Origin of the sequence: Sphaerobacter thermophilus DSM 20745 (genome assembly GCF_000024985.1) — a bacterium.
GTDB lineage: Bacteria > Chloroflexota > Chloroflexia > Thermomicrobiales > Thermomicrobiaceae > Sphaerobacter > Sphaerobacter thermophilus.
In genome coordinates, this window is record NC_013523.1 from 2,525,450 (window position 1) to 2,541,697 (window position 16,248).

11 protein-coding genes are annotated in these 16,248 nt (G+C 69.2%); 5 read left to right on the plus strand and 6 right to left on the minus strand.

The annotated features are described in order from the left end of the window. Positions 1 to 21 precede the first annotated feature (21 nt). Complete coding sequence (locus STHE_RS18555) at positions 22 to 1,029, plus strand: 3'-5' exonuclease (RefSeq protein ID WP_012872737.1); 1,008 nt, start codon at positions 22 to 24, stop codon at positions 1,027 to 1,029. Between the two features lie 235 nt (positions 1,030 to 1,264). On the opposite strand, the gene STHE_RS11425 is transcribed toward STHE_RS18555, so the two are convergent. Further along, positions 1,265 to 4,393 (minus strand): WD40/YVTN/BNR-like repeat-containing protein, encoded by a 3,129-nt coding sequence (locus STHE_RS11425; RefSeq protein ID WP_012872738.1) that lies wholly within the window; start codon positions 4,391 to 4,393, stop codon positions 1,265 to 1,267. A gap of 200 nt (positions 4,394 to 4,593) precedes the next feature. Here STHE_RS11425 and STHE_RS11430 point away from each other — a divergent pair, with 200 nt between their 5' ends. Next, positions 4,594 to 5,367 carry a metallophosphoesterase family protein gene (locus STHE_RS11430; RefSeq protein ID WP_012872739.1) on the plus strand — a complete coding sequence of 258 codons (774 nt, stop codon included), beginning with the start codon at positions 4,594 to 4,596 and terminating at the stop codon, positions 5,365 to 5,367. Between the two features lie 270 nt (positions 5,368 to 5,637). On the opposite strand, the gene STHE_RS11435 is transcribed toward STHE_RS11430, so the two are convergent. The 4 genes from STHE_RS11435 to STHE_RS11450 all read right to left on the minus strand — a co-directional run bounded on the left by STHE_RS11435 (position 5,638) and on the right by STHE_RS11450 (position 8,906). Continuing rightward, a complete protein-coding gene (locus STHE_RS11435) occupies positions 5,638 to 6,417 on the minus strand; it encodes a CPBP family intramembrane glutamic endopeptidase (protein WP_012872740.1) in 780 nt (259 codons plus the stop codon). Further along, the gene (locus STHE_RS11440) at positions 6,414 to 7,673 is read right to left on the minus strand and encodes an MFS transporter (protein ID WP_012872741.1); all 1,260 of its coding nucleotides are present in this window, start codon (positions 7,671 to 7,673) and stop codon (positions 6,414 to 6,416) included. Before STHE_RS11440 ends, STHE_RS11435 begins: the two co-directional genes overlap by 4 nt. Positions 7,674 to 7,981: 308 nt before the next feature. Continuing rightward, the gene (locus STHE_RS11445; protein ID WP_012872742.1) at positions 7,982 to 8,431 is read right to left on the minus strand and encodes a DinB family protein; all 450 of its coding nucleotides are present in this window, start codon (positions 8,429 to 8,431) and stop codon (positions 7,982 to 7,984) included. A gap of 25 nt (positions 8,432 to 8,456) precedes the next feature. Then, the gene (locus tag STHE_RS11450) at positions 8,457 to 8,906 is read right to left on the minus strand and encodes a DinB family protein (protein WP_012872743.1); all 450 of its coding nucleotides are present in this window, start codon (positions 8,904 to 8,906) and stop codon (positions 8,457 to 8,459) included. A 257-nt stretch (positions 8,907 to 9,163) separates the two neighbouring features. On the opposite strand from STHE_RS11450, the gene STHE_RS11455 reads away from it, so the two are divergent. Together STHE_RS11455 and STHE_RS11460 are read left to right on the plus strand one after the other, a co-directional pair. Beyond that, complete coding sequence (locus STHE_RS11455; protein WP_012872744.1) at positions 9,164 to 11,566, plus strand: heavy metal translocating P-type ATPase; 2,403 nt, start codon at positions 9,164 to 9,166, stop codon at positions 11,564 to 11,566. 293 nt (positions 11,567 to 11,859) lie between these two features. Beyond that, positions 11,860 to 12,999 (plus strand): ScyD/ScyE family protein, encoded by a 1,140-nt coding sequence (locus STHE_RS11460; RefSeq protein ID WP_012872745.1) that lies wholly within the window; start codon positions 11,860 to 11,862, stop codon positions 12,997 to 12,999. A 78-nt stretch (positions 13,000 to 13,077) separates the two neighbouring features. Here STHE_RS11460 and serA read toward each other — a convergent pair whose 3' ends face one another. Continuing rightward, the gene (serA, locus tag STHE_RS11465) at positions 13,078 to 15,291 is read right to left on the minus strand and encodes a phosphoglycerate dehydrogenase (RefSeq protein WP_012872746.1); all 2,214 of its coding nucleotides are present in this window, start codon (positions 15,289 to 15,291) and stop codon (positions 13,078 to 13,080) included. Positions 15,292 to 15,772: 481 nt separating this feature from the next. Between serA and STHE_RS11470 the strand changes: the two genes are divergently transcribed. Then, positions 15,773 to 16,213, plus strand: a complete 441-nt coding sequence (locus STHE_RS11470; RefSeq protein ID WP_148219969.1) for a VOC family protein — start codon at positions 15,773 to 15,775, stop codon at positions 16,211 to 16,213. Positions 16,214 to 16,248: the final 35 nt, after the last annotated feature.

The following is a 16,248-nucleotide window of genomic DNA, read 5'->3' on the forward strand; positions in this document are numbered from 1 at the left end:
GGCAGGGGAAGGACAGGGTCGATGTCGGCGAGGGGATCGGCGCGGCAGGCAGCAGTGCGCTGGGCCATCGACATCGTCGGGCGAGACGATGTGGTCTACCTCGACACGGAGACCACCGGTCTGGGGCCGGACGCCGAGATCGTCGATATCGCCGTCGTGGATCAAGCCGGGCGCGTCCTGCTCAACTCCCTCGTCCAGCCACGGAACCCCATCCCCGCCGAGGCGACCCGGGTCCACGGGATTACCAACAAGATGGTCATGAACGCGCCAGAGTGGCCGGAGGTCTACCAGGAGCTGGCGCGCATCATCCAGGATTACCCCACGCTCATCATCTACAACGCCGCCTACGACCGGAGGTTGATCTCGCAGACCTGCCGGCGCTACGGCATCAGCGTGCCCCGCGCCGACTGGCAGTGCGCCATGCTGAACTACGCGGCGTACCGCGGCGAGTGGAACGCGCGCTATGGAAACCACCGTTGGCACACGCTGGAAAAGGCGGCGATCGAGACCGGCGCGCCGATGCCCCCCACCCACCGCGCGCTCGACGACGCCCAGGCCTGCCGCCATGTGGTGCTGTCAATGGCGGGCGTGGCGACCGCGCGGCGAGCACCCACGGTGCGGGTACCGGCCCGTCCGGCAGCTTCGCCCGCGGTGGCGCCGGCTACGAGCGGCGTACGCTCGGCCCAGCCCAGCCGGGCAAGCGCGGCTGCCGCCGAGCCGGTCGTCACGATCCGCGAACTCCAATCTGATTCGACCGAGGCTGAGAGCGCCGAGGTTGAGCGCATCGAGGTCAAGCCCACCGACGTCTCCGATACGCCGGCAGCCGCGCCGCCAAGGCAGCGCGAGTGGTATCAGCACTGGTGGCTCTGGCTTATTATTGTCCTCCTCCCGATCCCATGGATCGATTGGATCGCGATTCCCCTCCTGATCTATTACCTGCCATTCACGGCCAAGACGCGCGCCATCATCGGCGCCACCACCGGTGTGATCGTTCTCTTCGGTTTCATCGCGATGGCGCTGGGCATCTAGCCCCAGCGCCACTTCCCCCGGCGCGGTGGCAGCGCCTCCGTGGTCGAGGTGGGGCTGGTCGGACAACACCCGACCCCGCTGCTGGCGGATTCCGTCCGAGAGGGCGCACGGGAGGAATAGATCCTTCCCCCCGCCGCTGGGCGGCTCCGATCGGGATGACGTGGGGAAGCGGGTCCGGGGCGAACGTAATGTTCGCCCCGGACGGTGAGTCTGCGGGATTGGCCGGTGGGCCAGGCTAGCCCAGCGGCGGAATACCCGATTCGGCGATCTTGGCGTTGAGGGCGCCGATCTCGGACTCGATCAGCTCGTTGAGCCGGGCGATGCCCTCGTCGGCCCAGCCGCTCAGGTACTCGAAGACGCCGTACGCCTGCTGCGTCGGGCGGGCGTCGGCGTAGGAGACGGTCCCCTGGAGCGACGCCAGCTTGCTGTTCACCTTCGGCGGGTAGTTGAAGGCGTCCGCGCCGCCCTTGTGGCGCCACTCCACCAGGTAGTTCTCCGCCTCGGCCAGCTTCTCGGCCACCTTGCCGGCTTCTTCAGCCAGCGCTTCCTGGCCGGACGCCCGCAGCCGCTCCTGCCAGGCCGCGATCTGCTCGCGCAGCCGCTGGCTGCGCAGCACCGTCTCGTGCACGCTGCTCAGCTTGGCCTGGATCGCCATCAGCAGGTCGAACTGCGCCTGCAGGTCTTCCTGCGTGGCCGAGATGCGCGGGTCCTTGCGGATCTCGAACTGCTGGGACCCGACCTCCTGTCCGTCGATCTCCAGCCGCACCTCATAGGTGCCCGGCACCGCCTTGGGCCCGATCACGCCGCCACCCCAGTAGGCAGCCAGCCGCACGCCCTCCAGGTCGACGCCGTCCGGGTAGCGCATGTCCCAGACGAAGCGGTGGACGCCGGGCGTGGCCTTCGGCTTCGGCCCCTTGGCTTTCTCATCGTCGCTGGCGATGCGCTTGATGAGCTGGCCGTCGGCCGTGTAGAAGCTCAGGGCGACCGACTTGGGATTCTCGACCCCGACCCGGTACTGCACCAGCACGCCGACCGGCGGGTTCTCTCCGGCGCCACGCAGTTCGACGCGGGTGCCGCCCTCGCCGTCGGGCACGATCTCGCCGAGCACCTGGTTCCCGCCGGCGGTGACGTAGGACTTGTAGCCGACCGTCTTGGACTCGGGCCAGCGGCGCGGCTCCATGAGCCGGTAGGCCGGCCGGACCGGGAAGAGGGTGCCGGGCGCATCGGGGTCGATATCAGGCCAGGCGCGCAGGGCCGACAGGTCGTCGAGCACCCAGAAAGAGCGCCCGTGCGTCGCCAGGATCAGGTCGGTGTCGTGGATGACCAGGTCGTGGATCGGCACCACCGGCAGGTTGCCGGTCACCCGGTGCCAGTTGGCCCCGTCGTCGAAGGAGACGTAGAGGCCGGTCTCGGTGCCGCAGTAGAGCAGCCCGCGGCGCACCGGGTCTTCGCGGATCACGCGAGTGAAGTCATCCTCGGGGATACCGTTCGTGATCGGCTGCCAGGTCTTCCCGTAGTCGTTGGTCTTGAGCAGGTAGGGGCGGAAGTCGTCCAGCTTGTAGCGCGTCGCGGCGACGTAGGCCGTGGCCGCGTCGTGCGGGGAGGCCTCGATGATCGAGATCAGCGCCCACTCCGGCAGGTCGGGCGTGACGTTCTCCCACGTCTTCCCGTTGTCGCGCGAGACGTGGATCAGCCCGTCGTCCGAACCGGCCCAGAGCACGCCCTGCTGCACCGGGGATTCGGCGAAGGCGAAGATCGTGCCGTAGAACTCGGTGCTGACGTTGTCCTTGGTGATCGGCCCGCCGGAGGGCTTGAGCGTCTCCGGCTCGCCACGGGTCAGGTCCGGGCTGATCTCCTCGAAGCTCTGCCCGCCGTCGGTCGAGCGGAGCAGGTGGTTGGCGCCGACGTAGAGCACGTTGGGGTCGTGTGGCGAGAGGTGGATCGGGAAGGTCCACTGGACGCGGTACTTCATCGACTCGGCACCGTAGCCGATCGGGTCGTCCGGCCAGACGGTGATGTCCACCTCCTGCCGGCTGCGGTGGTCGTAGCGGGTCATGCGGGAAGCGTAGCTCCCGGCATAGACGATGTTGGGATCGTCCGGCCGCACGGCGATGTAACCCGACTCCCCGCCGCCGACCGGGTAGGTGTCGTCGGCGCTGATGACGCCGCGGTCGGAGTAGCTCGGGATCGACAGCGTGGTGTTGTCCTGCTGTGCGCCGTAGATGCGATACGGGAACTGGGTGTCCGTGGTGACGTGGTAGAACTGCGCGGTCGGCTGGTTGTAGATGCTCGACCAAGTCACCCCGCCGTCGAGCGAGACGCAGGCGCCGCCGTCGTTGCCGTGGATCATGCGCTTCGGGTTCTTGGGATCGATCCAGAGATCGTGATGGTCGCCGTGCGGGGTCGGGATGCCGATGTAGGTGGCGCCGCCGTCGGTCGACTTCCAGAAGCGCAGGTTCAGCACGTAGACGACATCCGGGTTAACCGGGTCGGCGAAGACGTGCATGTAGTACCAGGGCCGCTGGCGCAGCTCCGGGTTATCGCTCAGCCGCGTCCAGGTCGCGCCGCCGTCGTCGGAGCGGAACAGGCCGCCGTCCTTGGCCTCGATCAGCGCCCAGACCCGGTCGGGCTTGGCGGGCGAGACGGCCACGCCGATGCGCCCCTTGAGCCCCTGGGGCAGGCCGGGGTTGTTGGTCAACTCGACCCAGGTATCACCCCCGTCGGTCGTCTTGAAGATACCGCTCCCCTCGCCGCCGCTGACCAGCGACCAGGGCGAGCGCCGCGCCTCCCACATGGCGGCGTAGAGCACGCGCGGGTTGTTCGGGTCCATCGAGAGGTCGCAGGCGCCGGTGTTCTCGTCCCGGTAGAGCACCTTCTCCCAGGTCTGCCCACCGTCCTTGGAGCGGAAGACGCCGCGCTCCTCGTTGGGGCCGAAGGCGTGACCGAAGGCGGCCACGTAGACCAGATCCGGGTTCTTCGGGTGGATCCGCACCCGCGCAATATGCCGGGTCTCGGCCAGGCCCAGGTGCCGCCAGGTGGCACCCGCGTCGTCGGACCGATAAACGCCGTCGCCGTGGGAGACGTTGCCGCGGATGCACGACTCGCCCATCCCGACATAGATCACGTTCGGGTCCGCCTCGCTGACAGCGATCGCGCCGACCGAGGCGGTCTTGAAGAAGCCGTCGGAGATGTTGCGCCAGGTCGCGCCCGCGTCCGTCGACTTCCACACGCCCCCGGCGCAGGCACCGAAGTAGAAGGTCAGCGGGTCCACAGGGTCGGCAGCCACCGCCACCACCCGGCCGCCGCGGTACGGCCCTGCCAGCCGCCACCGTGTCGAACCGAGCAACTCCTGAGGATCTCTCATCGAAATACTTCCCCTTTTCTCCGAGCAGTACGCCGATCCCGGCAGGATCAGCCCGGCAGCTCAGCCGAAAACCCACCTGAGCGCCCGCATCGTAGCCCGCCAGCAGGAAATGTCAAGGCACGCCCCCACATCGGGGCCGGCAACGTGCTAGAGTGGAGGTCCACGGACTCAGGAACGCGCGAAGATCAGAGAGGCGAGCCATGCGCGTCGCAGCGATCTACGACATTCACGGCAACCTCCCGGCATTGGAGGCGGTCCTGACCGAGATCGAACAGGACGGGGTCGACCTCATCGTCGTCGGCGGCGACGTCGCCGCCGGGCCGATGCCGGGCGCAACGATCGACCGGCTGATGTCGCTGGGACCACGGGCACGCTTCGTCCGCGGCAACGCCGACCGGGAGATGGTCGCCGCCTGGGATCGGCAAGCCGGGAGCCCCGACCTGGGGACGGCGTCTCCGCTGGAGCGTATTTCCGCCTGGGCCGCCGGGCACCTCACCCGGGCGCAACGCGACTTCCTGGCGTCGTTCGACGAGCAGGTGGTGATCACAATCAACGGGCTGGGCACTGTCCGCTTCTGCCACGGCTCCCCGCGCGGCGACGAGGAGGTGATCACCGTCGCCACCCCGGGCACGCGCCTGCGAGCCATCCTGACCGGCGTCACCGACGACGTGGTCGTCTGCGGCCACACGCACATGCAGTTCGACCGCTGGCAGCACGGGACGCGCGTGGTCAACGCCGGGAGTGTCGGCATGCCGTACGAGGGTGTCCCCGGCGCCTACTGGGTCGTTCTGGGGCCGGGCGTCGAGTTCCGTCGTACACCGTACGACGCGGAACGCGCCGCCGAGCAGATCCGCGCCACCGGCTTCCCGGGTGTCGAGGAGTTCGTGCGCGGCAACATCCTCGCCCCGCCGTTCCCCATCGAGGCGGTCACCGTCTTCGAGGGCCGGAGCGGCACGGCCTCGGCGGGAGGTTGACGGCGCGGTGGCACATGCCCGGAGAGGGTGGTGCCAGGATCTCGCACCCTGTCACGTGCCCGGGAGTAATGGACATTGACGAAATAGACCTGCATACCGGCCGCTCCGTCTCCCGCCCACCTGACCCGGCTCGGGCGGCTGCCGACTGGATCCGAGGCGGGAGGTGGAAGGATCCCCGTGCAGTGGCGCGTGCCCACCCTCCGAACGCGCCTAACACCCGTGCCACTGGCACATCCCGCCACGTGCATCCCATTCACCGGCCATCACCGCCTACGCCCGGCGGAATCGCGCGAGCGTGGCCGGGCCCCAGAGGAGCGTGACGGTCGCGGCCGCGATGGCCGTGAGCGGGGTGGTGATCACCGGGTCGTAGAGGCCGCCGTTGATCTCCATGAGCTGCCAGCCAACGTTGTCGGAAGTGTGCAGTAACGCCGCCGCCAGGGCGCTGCGCCCGGTGTTGCTGTAGGCCCAGGCGATCAGCACGCGCAGCGCGACCGCTCCGGACCGGTGCCAGGCGATCCAGTCGAGCGAATGCCCACCCTGCAGGTCCGCCACAAGGTGAAACGCCGCCCAGACCAGTCCCAGGATGATCGCCGCTCCCAGAGCGCCCCAGCGAGCCTGCAGCGGATCGGTCGCGTAGCCCATCCAGCCGATCTCCTCCGCCAGGGCGGCGATGAGGAGTACGACGAAGAGCACCAGGATCGTCCCGATCGGGAACTCGAGGCCAGGGAGCGGGCGTCCCAGCAGGCGCTGGATGCCGTAGGCCAGCAGGTAGATCGCCGGCATCAGCAGGAGGATCGGGAGATACCAGACCGGGGCGATCCCACGCGGGCTGACGGCGCGCGCCAGCAGCCGACGGACACCGGCACCCCCACCCTCACGGTAGACCAGGATCACCGCGGCCAGGAAGGGACTGACGAGCTGGAGCGCGCTGAGCGGCAACCCGATGAGCGCGCCCTCCGGCGTGGGGATCCACGCGCCGAGCAGCCAGAACGGAACCGAGAGGGCGAACGTCAGGAGGAAGAAGGCGAGGGGCGATCTCGGCGCCGTCATGGGCGTGCCCGCACCGGTTCTGGCACCTTGGCCCGGCGCGGGAGGCGCGCGCCGAGGACGATCAGGATGAGGCCGGCCAGCACGACCGGCGCGAAGGCCAGCGCCGGCTGGTCGAACTGATCCCAGAGCCAGCCGCCGAAGAGCGGCCCGACGAAGGCCACACCGTAGTTGATCGTGAGCGTGGCACCCGTCAGCCGCGCTACCTCGCCCGGCCCGGCCAGGAGCGGAGGCAGCGCCGTGCCGAGCACCAGCACGGCGACGGAGCTGCTGCCGAGGATCCCGACCCAGATGGGCTGCCAGGAGAGGGGTGTGGTCGTCATGCCGATGATCGCGCTGATACCGACCACGCCGACGGTGATGAACGGCCAGCGCTCCCCGGCGAGCCGCTGGGCGACGAACGTGAGCGCAATGCTGACGGGGAGCTGCGCCGCGTTCAGGACCGTCAGGGCGAGCGCGGTGGCGTCGCCGTGACCCAGTGCATCGTTGTAGGGCGGAATCCAACTGTTCATGGTGAAGTAGATCACCGCGCCGCCGCTTGAGACCAGCCCGAGGTGCCAGGCGCGCACCCGCGGCCGGCCCGCCGCGTCCGGTTGAGGCGCCACAGGTTGCGGCTTATCCACGCGTCGAGGCAGACGTGGGCTCGCCGGCTCTGCGGCCGGGGCCAGTACGTGCCAGAGGAGGATCACCGGGATGACCGTCAGGCCCCAGGCGACGAACGAGGCACGCCAGGCATCCTCCCCAAGCCAGCCGAGCAGCACCGGGCCGGTTGAGGCGACGGCCAGCACCTCGCCCGCGATGATGCCGTCGGTGTAGAGCGCGGCGGCCAGGCCGATGTGGCGAGGAAACCAGGAGCGCACCAGCACCGGCACGGCCGTCTGGGCCAGGGCGATCCCGAGACTCAGCACCGCGGTGAAGAGATAAAGGAGCGCGACGCTGGTGAAGGGCGCCCGCAGCAGCGCGCCGGCCGCGAGGAGCACAAGCCCGATGGTGACCGCGCGCCGCCCACCGATGCGTTCGATGGCGCGCCCCGACGCCCAGGCGGCCCCGCCCATCATCAGCATCGGCAGCCCGGTCAGCAGGCCGGTCGCGGTGTACGACAGGCCCAGGTCGCGCTGGATGAGCGGGAGGACCGGCGGCACGCCCAGGAGGACCGTGCGGAGGGTCGCCCCGACGAGGAAGACGAGGCCCAGCAGCGCGAACCAACGCCACCCACGCCGGTTGTCCGCCGCGGCTGCCTCCGAATCGCGAGCGTCCACGCGCCTCCCCCCATCGATACGCGTCCAGTCGTCCCGAGGCGGTCGCCGCCCTCGATCGCTAGCATACCGCCTCGGCACGACGGCGGGGCGTGCGCGGGCACCCGGCTGTCCCCTGCGGCGCCGCTCTTCCCGCTGTCATCCCGGCCGATGCCGCGAGTGGGGGCGGGCGTCGTCGCCCGTCCCCGTTCCCTGGGTGTACCGGCATCCTTGCGGGCACCGGGAGAGAGGACACGCCGAGGGCGCGGGAGTCCAGGGGATCAGCCTGTCGCGGAAAGCGCGGAGCGGGTGAGGACGGCAGCGCCGGGCGCTCAGCGGCCAAGACGCTCCCGGTAAGCGTGGAGGTCGGCGATGTGCTCCGCGTAGTGGTTGTAGGTGCAGTTGTCAATCACGCCCGGCGGGATCACCGTGCCCGCCTCCCGCGCCGCCTGGAGCGTCGCCAGCATCGCGGCGTGGGTCTCGTGGAGGTTGCTCCAGGCGCGCTCCAGCGACCAGTCCGCGCGCTGCGCGACCGCCTCCACGCTATGTACCTCCCAGGACGAGTCCTCAGGGAGTTCCGGCGACTTGCCGGCCATGATCCGCCGCACCCGCGCGTCGGCATCCGCGTCCCAGTATGCAATGTGCACGAGCAGATCCTTGACCGACCAGTCCCCGACCGCACCGGGTACGAGCCAGTGCTCCTCCGGGATGCCCTCGAGCGCCTTTAGCAGCTCCCGCCAGTACGTCTCAATCCGTTCGATCAGGCCGTTATCTGCGTGCATGTTCTGCTCCTCCTCTGCCGGGTGCTCAGCGGCCGAGGTGCTCTCGGTAGGCGTGGAGATCGTCGCGGTGCGCCTGGTAGTGCTCGTAGGTGCAGCCGGCGATGATGTTGCGCGGGATGGTCTTGCCCGCCTCGCGGGCCTCCTGCAGCGCCAGCAGGAGCGCCAGATGCGTGTCGTGCAGCTCGCTCCAGACGCGATCGAGCGGCCAGTCTGCGCGAAGCGCCGCTTCCCGTGCGTTGCGCCGCTGCCAGTGCGGTTCGCCAGGGCGGCGGGCCGGCTCCCCGGCCAGAATCCGCCGCACCCGCGCGGTCGCCTCGCCATCCCAATACGCGATGTGCCCGAGCAGATCCTTGACCGACCACGTTCCGACCGCGCCGGGCGCGAGCAGGTGTTCCTCCGGGATACCTTCGAGCGCCGCCAGCAGCTCCCGCCAGTGCGTCTCGATCCGCTCAATCAGACCGTTGCTAGGGTGCATCGCCCACCTCTCCTCTGCCGGGGCGCTGGGCCCACTCGATTCTAACTAGCGTATCGCTTATAGCAGGTTATTCTTGATCGGTCAAGCCCAAGGCACGGGCGGGCGCCACGCCACGTAGCTGGCACGCGTTTAGGCGTATTGGCACGGATTTTTCATTGACAGCCCGGCCAAGGGTTGGTACACTGAGGCGCGAATAGGACTTATTCTCAACTGGGCACGGCGCCCCGGTCGCCCGTCCGGACGTAACGGCGGTGAACATGAGAGAACAAACGATTCCTGTCGAGATCGACGGCAACGGCGCGCACTGCGCCGATTTGTTGCTCGATACCCTGATGCAGCACAAGGGGATCGACGCCATCGAACTCGATGCTGACCGTCGTGCCCTGCGCATCCGCTACGACCCCGATGTCATCTCCCTGGCGACCGTCGAGCGCCTGGCCGACCGGATCGGCGTGCAAATCGGCGAGCGCTACCAGCGCTGCGTGTTCGCCATGAACGGGGTCTCCTGCCGCGGCTGCGGCAGCGTCATCGAGCGGCGCCTGCACGGGCGGAACGACATCATCTGGACCAGCGCCAACCCGGCCAGCCGCCGGCTGGCAGTCGAGTACGCCGGCACCCGGGAACGCCTCTCGGAGATCACCCGGACGATCGAAGATGCCGGGGTGCGCGTGCGCGGTCAGGTAGCCCCGCCGGCGCCCACACGGCAGAAAGAGGAGGACGAGGAGAGCTGGTGGGACCGCTACCACCTGGTGGTCGCCACCGTCGCTACGCTCATCTTCCTCGCCAGCGGCTGGCTGCTCGGCCGGCTCGGCCTGATCTCGCACGAGGTGCAGATCGGCTTCTACGTGCTGACCTACATCGCGGGTGGCTTTTACGCCACGCGCCAGGCGATCTCCTCGCTCCTCCAGCGCCACGTCGACATCGACCTGCTGATGGTCACCGCCGCGATCGGCGCCGCGACCATCGGCGGCTGGGTCGAGGGCGGCATCCTGCTCTTCCTCTTCTCGCTGGGCAACACGCTGGAGCACTACGCCCTCGGCCGCACCCACCGCGCGATCCGCGCGCTGATGGAGTTGAGCCCGGAGGACGCGCTGGTCGTGCGCGACGGGCAGGAGCAGCGCATCCCGGTCGACGAACTCGTCATCGGCGACACGGTCATCGTCAAGCCGAGCGAGCGCATCCCGGCCGACGGCAAGGTGATCAGCGGCGAGTCGGCGGTCGACCAGTCGCCCATCACCGGCGAGTCGATCCCGGTCGGCAAAGGGCCGGGCGATCAGGTCTTCGCCGGGACGATCAACGGCCACGGGCTGCTGCGGGTCCGGGTCGAGCGCCTGGCGCAGGAGAGCACCCTGGCCAAGATCATCCGCATCGTTGAGGAGGCACGCAGCCAGAAGTCGCGCACCCAGCGCTTCACCGACGCCTTCGAGGGGATCTACGCCATCGGCGTCATCGTCGCCTCGGCGCTGGCGGTCATCATCCCGGTGGTCTTCCTGGGGCGCGACTTCCACGACATGTTCTACCGGGCGATGACGCTGCTGGTGGTGGCCTCGCCCTGTGCCCTGGTCATCTCGACGCCGGCCTCGATCCTCTCGGCGCTGGCCAACGGCGCCCGCCAGGGCATCCTCTTCAAGGGAGCCGTCCACCTGGAGAACGTCGGTGCCGTCGACACCGTCGCCTTCGACAAGACCGGCACCCTGACGATCGGCCGCCCGCGCGTGACCGACGTCATCACCTGCGAGGGCGTCGACGAGCGGGAGATGCTGATGCTGGCGGCGGCCGTCGAGCGGCTGTCGGAGCACCCGCTCGGCCTGGCCGTGGTGCAGTACGCCGAGGAACTGGATATCCCGTCGCTGGATGACCAGGAGATCACGGGACTCCAGTCGGTCCCCGGCCGGGGCGTCCGCGCCGTGGTGCGTGGGCAGACCCTGCGGATCGGCAACGAGGCGCTCCTGGAGAGCGAGGGCGTGACCCTGCCGGACGATCTGCGGCGGCAGGGGGATGCGCTGCGCGAACAGGGCAAGACCCTGATGTTCATCGCCAGCGATCGCGCGCTGGGCGTGATCGCGGTGGCCGATGTCATCCGCCCGGTCGTCCCGGCGGTCATCGAAGACCTGCATCGCCTCGGCGTGAAGCGGACGATCATCCTGACCGGGGACAACGAGCGCGCGGCGCGGGCCATCGCGCGCCAGGTCGGTATCGACGAGTGGCGCGCCGGGCTGCTGCCGGAGGAGAAGCTCACCGTCATCCGCGAGATGCAGCGCAATGGGGAGATGGTGGTCATGGTCGGCGACGGCGTGAACGACGCCCCGGCCCTGGCCACGGCCGACATCGGCATCGCCATGGGGAACGCGGGCACCGACGTGGCCCTGGAGACGTCCGACATCGTGCTGATGGCAGACGACCTGACCAAGCTCCCCTACGCGATCGAGCTGAGCCGCCGGGCCCGCCGGGTGATCCGGCAGAACCTCACCTTCGCGCTCACGGTGATCGTGGTCCTGGTGATCGCGACCCTCATGGGTCGGGTGCCGCTGCCACTGGGCGTCGTGGGCCACGAGGGAAGCACGATCATCGTGGTTCTCAACGGCCTTCGCCTGCTGCGATTCCGCAAGCCAGCCTTGCACGCACCTGCCGTCCGGACCGCTCCGGTTCCGGCGGACTAAGCGCTACCGGGCGCTAGCGCCCGGCATCACCTCCTCCACCCCCGCCCGCGGCAGAAGCCGCGGGCGGGCGTTTTGTCCGAGTGGAGGGTTTCGGTACCCCTCACCCCCTCCCCCTCTCCCACAAGGGAAGAGGGGGAAGACGGCTTCTCCCCCCGCCGCGATCCTTCCAGGTTAGTAAGTAACAGACGTATAGATTGTGTTTAGCTTTTCATCTTCGGTCCCTAGCGTGGACCGTGGTGCAACCGCACCGTGCGGGTAGGGAGTCGTCGGAACACCGGGATCGGAGGAGTGTCATGGGGTACCGTCCTACCCCGACCTGGCGCCGGCTGGCGTCCATCATCGCGGTACTTGGCTTTATGGGTGCGCTGCTACCCCTCGCCGGCGCATCAGCCCAGCCCACGGTCACCGTCTTCGCGGAGGGGCTCGACAATCCGCGGGGGGTGACCTTCGGCCTCGACGGTGCGCTCTACGTCGCCGAAGCCGGGAGCGGCGGCGACGGTCCTTGCCGGGAGAATCCGGAAGGCGACACCGAATGCTACGGAGAATCCGGGGCCATCACCCGCATCACACCGGATGAGCAGGAGCGCATCGTGAGCGACCTCCCCTCGCTGGCCGCGGATGACGGCAGCTTCGCGACCGGCCCGACCGATGTGGTGCCGCTGGCGAACGGCATCACCGCCGTCGTGGTTGGCTGGGGCGGTCCGCCGGACGGCCGCACGGCCCTCGGTCCGGAGGGTGGGCTCTTCGGCCGGCTGGTCCTGACTCTCCCCGATGAGGAGTGGAACCCGGGGCCGGATATTACGGCGTACGAGGCGGCCGCCAACCCCGACGGTGACATCGTCGATTCGAACCCGTACGCCCTGGTGCCCGGATACCCCCAATTCTTCGTCGTCGATGCCGGAGGGAACAGCCTGCTCGCGGTCGGGGCCCAGGGGGAGATCCAGACGGTGGCCGTCTTCCCCACGCGGATGGTCGATGCCCCGCCGGAGCTGGGGTTGCCGCCGGGGACGCAGATCCCGATGCATGCCGTGCCGGACACGGTCACCTACGGCCCGGACGGCGCCCTCTATGTCGGGGAGTTGACCGGATTCCCCTTCGTGCCGGGGGCAGCCCGCGTCTGGCGCGTCGTGCCGGGTGAGGAACCGCTGGTCTACGCCGAGGGCTTCACCAACATCATCGACCTGGCGTTCGCGCCGGACGGCAGCCTGTTCGTGCTCGAAATCGCACGGGATGGGCTCCTGGCCAGCGAGGCGACCGGCGAACTGCCGACCGGAGCGCTGATCCAGGTCGCGCCCGACGGGACGCAGACCGAGATCGCCAGCGAGGGGCTCGTCGCCCCGACCGGCGTGGCACTCGGTCCCGACGGCGCGATCTACGTGTCCAACTTCGGAGTCTTGGCCGAGATGGGCCAGGTGATCCGCATCGCCCCGTAGCCCCTGTACCGGACGAGGCGAAGCAGACCGGCCGCGACGGGTTGGGCAACCCGTCGCGGCCGTCTCCATTTCGGATGACTAGCGCGCGGCGCGGGCCGCGCCCCACCCGTTCGCGTCCCCCGACTCAGGCACGGCCGAGGGGAGCGAGACAACGTAAGCCGACTCGATCCCGGGGATCGTCACGATCTCGGCCAGCGCCGCCTCCGGGATGATGTCGTCCACGTTGAGGACCATGATCGCCTGCCCGCCCCGCTCATGCCGGCCGACCTGCATCCCGGCGATGTTCACGTTATAGCGGCCGAGGATGGTGCCGACGCGGCCGACCACGCCGGGGCGATCCCAGTGGCGCGTGATGAGCAGGTCGCCCGCCAGCGGCCGCTCCAGCGAGAAGCGGTCGATCTCCATGATGCCCGCCTCGTTGCGGTCCCAACGGACCGTGACCCGGTGAGGGTCGTCGCCGTCGACCTCGAAAGCGAACTCGGGCACGAGCGCGGGGTCGGCATTCCCGGTGACGATGTGGACGTCCAGGCCGAGGTCCCGGGCGACGAGCCGGGCATTGACCGGCGTGACACGCCGGTCGGTCCAGCGTCGCAGCGCCTCAGCCAGCGCAGCCGCCGTCACGCGCTCCGTCACGTCGAGCGGCACCGCCCCCTGCACGATGACCTCCAGGCGCTCCGGTCGCGCCGACCGCAGCACCGAGAGGAGCCGTCCGGCGGCGGAGGCCACACGAGTCAGCCGCTGCAACTCCGGCCCCTGGAGCGAGGCCGGCGGCAGGTTGACGGCGTTCGGCACCGCCTCACCCCGCAGCGCGGCCAGCGTCGTCGTGCTGATCATCTCGCCGACCGCCGCCAGCGCCTCGCGGCTCGACCCGCCGATGTGCGGCGTCAGGATCACGTTGGGCAGGCCGAAGAGCGGGCTGGTGTAGGCCGGCTCATCCGGGAAGACATCGACCCCGGCTGCCGCCACCCGCCCCGTGCGGAGCGCCTCCGCCAGGGCCTCCTGGTCCACCACCTCACCCCGCGCGCAGTTGAGCACGATCGCCCCCGGCTTCATCCGGGCGATCGCGTCGGCGTCAAGCATGTTGATCGTCTCCGACGTGGCCGGGACGTGGAAGGTGACCACGTCCGCCTCGGCCAGCAGCCTCTCGTACGGCACCGGCTCGACCCCGAGCTGCTGGAAGCGCTCCCGGGCGATGTAGGGATCGTAGCCGATCAGGCGCGTCTCGAAGGCGCGCAGCCGCTGGGCCACGACCGAGCCGACCCGCCCCAGCCCAACGATCCCGATCGTCTTCCCCTGCAGGTCGAACGGCTTGAACCGCTTGCGCTCCCAACGACCGGCGTGGACCGCGGCGTTGGCGTCCGGGATCTGGCGAGTGAGCGCCAGCAGCAGCGCAATCGTGTGCTCTCCGGCCGAGACGGCGTTAGCGCCCGGGGCGTTCAGCACGAGGATCCCGGCCTCGGTCGCGCCCTGGACATCGATGTTGTCCACTCCAGTGCCCGCCCGGGCCACAACCCGGAGCGAGGGGCCGGCCGCCAGCACCTCCCGCGTGACCTGCGTCTCGCTGCGCACGATCAGGGCGTCGGCATCGCGCAGCGCGGCGGTGAGGGCCGCCACATCTTGTCCATCGACATCGATCAACTCCGCCTCGCGCGCCAGCCGGGCGCGGGCGGCAGGGTCGATGACGTCACTGATGACGATCCTGTAGCGAATGGGACCGCTCTCCACTTCTTCCTCTTCGTCCGGTGCCCCGAGCAATCGTTCCCAGGCCGCCGCCAGGTCGGGCACCCGCTCGATCAGGGGCGACTCCCCCTCCGGCTTCGGGTCGGTCGTCAGCAGCAGGCAGCGGATGCCGGCAGCGGCATACGCCGTCGCGTGCCGCACGCTGTCCTCGACCGCGTGGGACACGCCCAGTGCGTGGGCGACCGCGACCTTGTCGTCGGCAAACCTGATGGCGCAGGCCGGGAAGCCGTGCTCTCGCAGCCACTCCTCCGTCGTAGCCCGCGCCTCCTGAGGGCGAGCGGTCAGGATAAGCACGTTCTCCGCGCCGAGCGCCGCCCGGGCGGCCTCGACGAAGCGGCGTCCCTTCGGCGCCGGCCGCAGCCGGCGCGCCGGGCCATCCGGCCCGTAGACCCAGCGCCGAATCTCAAGCGGCACATTGCAGCCAGCCGAGTCCACGAAGGCGTGCAGCGGCAGCGTCAGCCCAAAAGTCTCGTTAGCAGCGTGGGCAAGAATCCGGGGATGCTCGGTTAGAACACCATCGAGATCAAGCGCGAGTCGGATCACGTCGTTCACCGGGTACCTCCAGCCGCAGCGTTCTCTCCAGCATCGTCACGTCACTCCCACTGGAAGAACTACTGGGACTACTGGAGCCCCGGCTCGAAGAACTCGACCACCAGCGCCCGAGCGTGGCCGTCGTCATGGCCGCGGCTGCGAAACGCATGATGGTCATCATCGTTCTTCTCCGACTCCATTCCGCCGGGTCACGACGACCGCGCCCGCGGGCCGCCCCGGCTTTACCAAACAACAATCATTCCTGAGTATAGCCGCTTACCGTACCGCAGGAAAGTCCCGCTACATGAACACGACGCCCAGCAGACCTAAGAAGATGCTCACATATCAGGGGAGATGGATGCCGATTCGGACGAGAACCCGGTGCTCCCATAGCGAACTCAGGCGGACGGCGCCCGCGAAACACCACCTCAGCGAACGACATCCCACCCCGAGCACGGTCGGGCTCGCACCCCCGGATTCCGCTCGTGGTAGACTTGGCGGCATGATGATTACCAGATTGGACCATGTCAGCGTCGTCGTTGACGACTTGACAAATGCTACCGCGTTCTTCGCCGCACTCGGCATGACGGTCGAAGGCGAGATGCACGTCGAGGGCCCGTGGGTGGACCGCGTCAATGCGATCGACGGTGTCCAGATCGACATCGTCATGATGCGCACTCCGGACGGGCAGGGGCGGCTTGAGCTGACGAAGTTCCACAACCCGGAACTGATCGAGGTCGAACCGGCGATCGCACCACCGAACGCGCCGGGCCTCCGAAGCGTCATGTTCACCGTCGACAGCGTCGACGACGCCGTCGCCCGCCTGCGCGCCATCGGCGCCGAACTCATCGGCGAGGTAGTCCAGTACGACAACATGTACCGCCTCTGCTACATGCGGGGCCCTGCGGGCATCATCGTCGCACTGGCCGAGGAACTCGCCTGAACCGTCTGCCGCAGTGAGACACCGACGGCGACCGG

Coding starts and splice junctions, on each gene's coding strand:
- STHE_RS18555 (WP_012872737.1), top strand. CDS start 22: ATGTCGGCGAGGGGATCGGCGCGGCAGGCAGCAGTGCGCTGGGCCATC.
- STHE_RS11425 (WP_012872738.1), bottom strand. CDS start 4,393: ATGAGAGATCCTCAGGAGTTGCTCGGTTCGACACGGTGGCGGCTGGCA.
- STHE_RS11430 (WP_012872739.1), top strand. CDS start 4,594: ATGCGCGTCGCAGCGATCTACGACATTCACGGCAACCTCCCGGCATTG.
- STHE_RS11435 (WP_012872740.1), bottom strand. CDS start 6,417: ATGACGGCGCCGAGATCGCCCCTCGCCTTCTTCCTCCTGACGTTCGCC.
- STHE_RS11445 (WP_012872742.1), bottom strand. CDS start 8,431: ATGCACGCAGATAACGGCCTGATCGAACGGATTGAGACGTACTGGCGG.
- STHE_RS11450 (WP_012872743.1), bottom strand. CDS start 8,906: ATGCACCCTAGCAACGGTCTGATTGAGCGGATCGAGACGCACTGGCGG.
- STHE_RS11455 (WP_012872744.1), top strand. CDS start 9,164: ATGAGAGAACAAACGATTCCTGTCGAGATCGACGGCAACGGCGCGCAC.
- STHE_RS11460 (WP_012872745.1), top strand. CDS start 11,860: ATGGGGTACCGTCCTACCCCGACCTGGCGCCGGCTGGCGTCCATCATC.
- STHE_RS11470 (WP_148219969.1), top strand. CDS start 15,773: ATGATGATTACCAGATTGGACCATGTCAGCGTCGTCGTTGACGACTTG.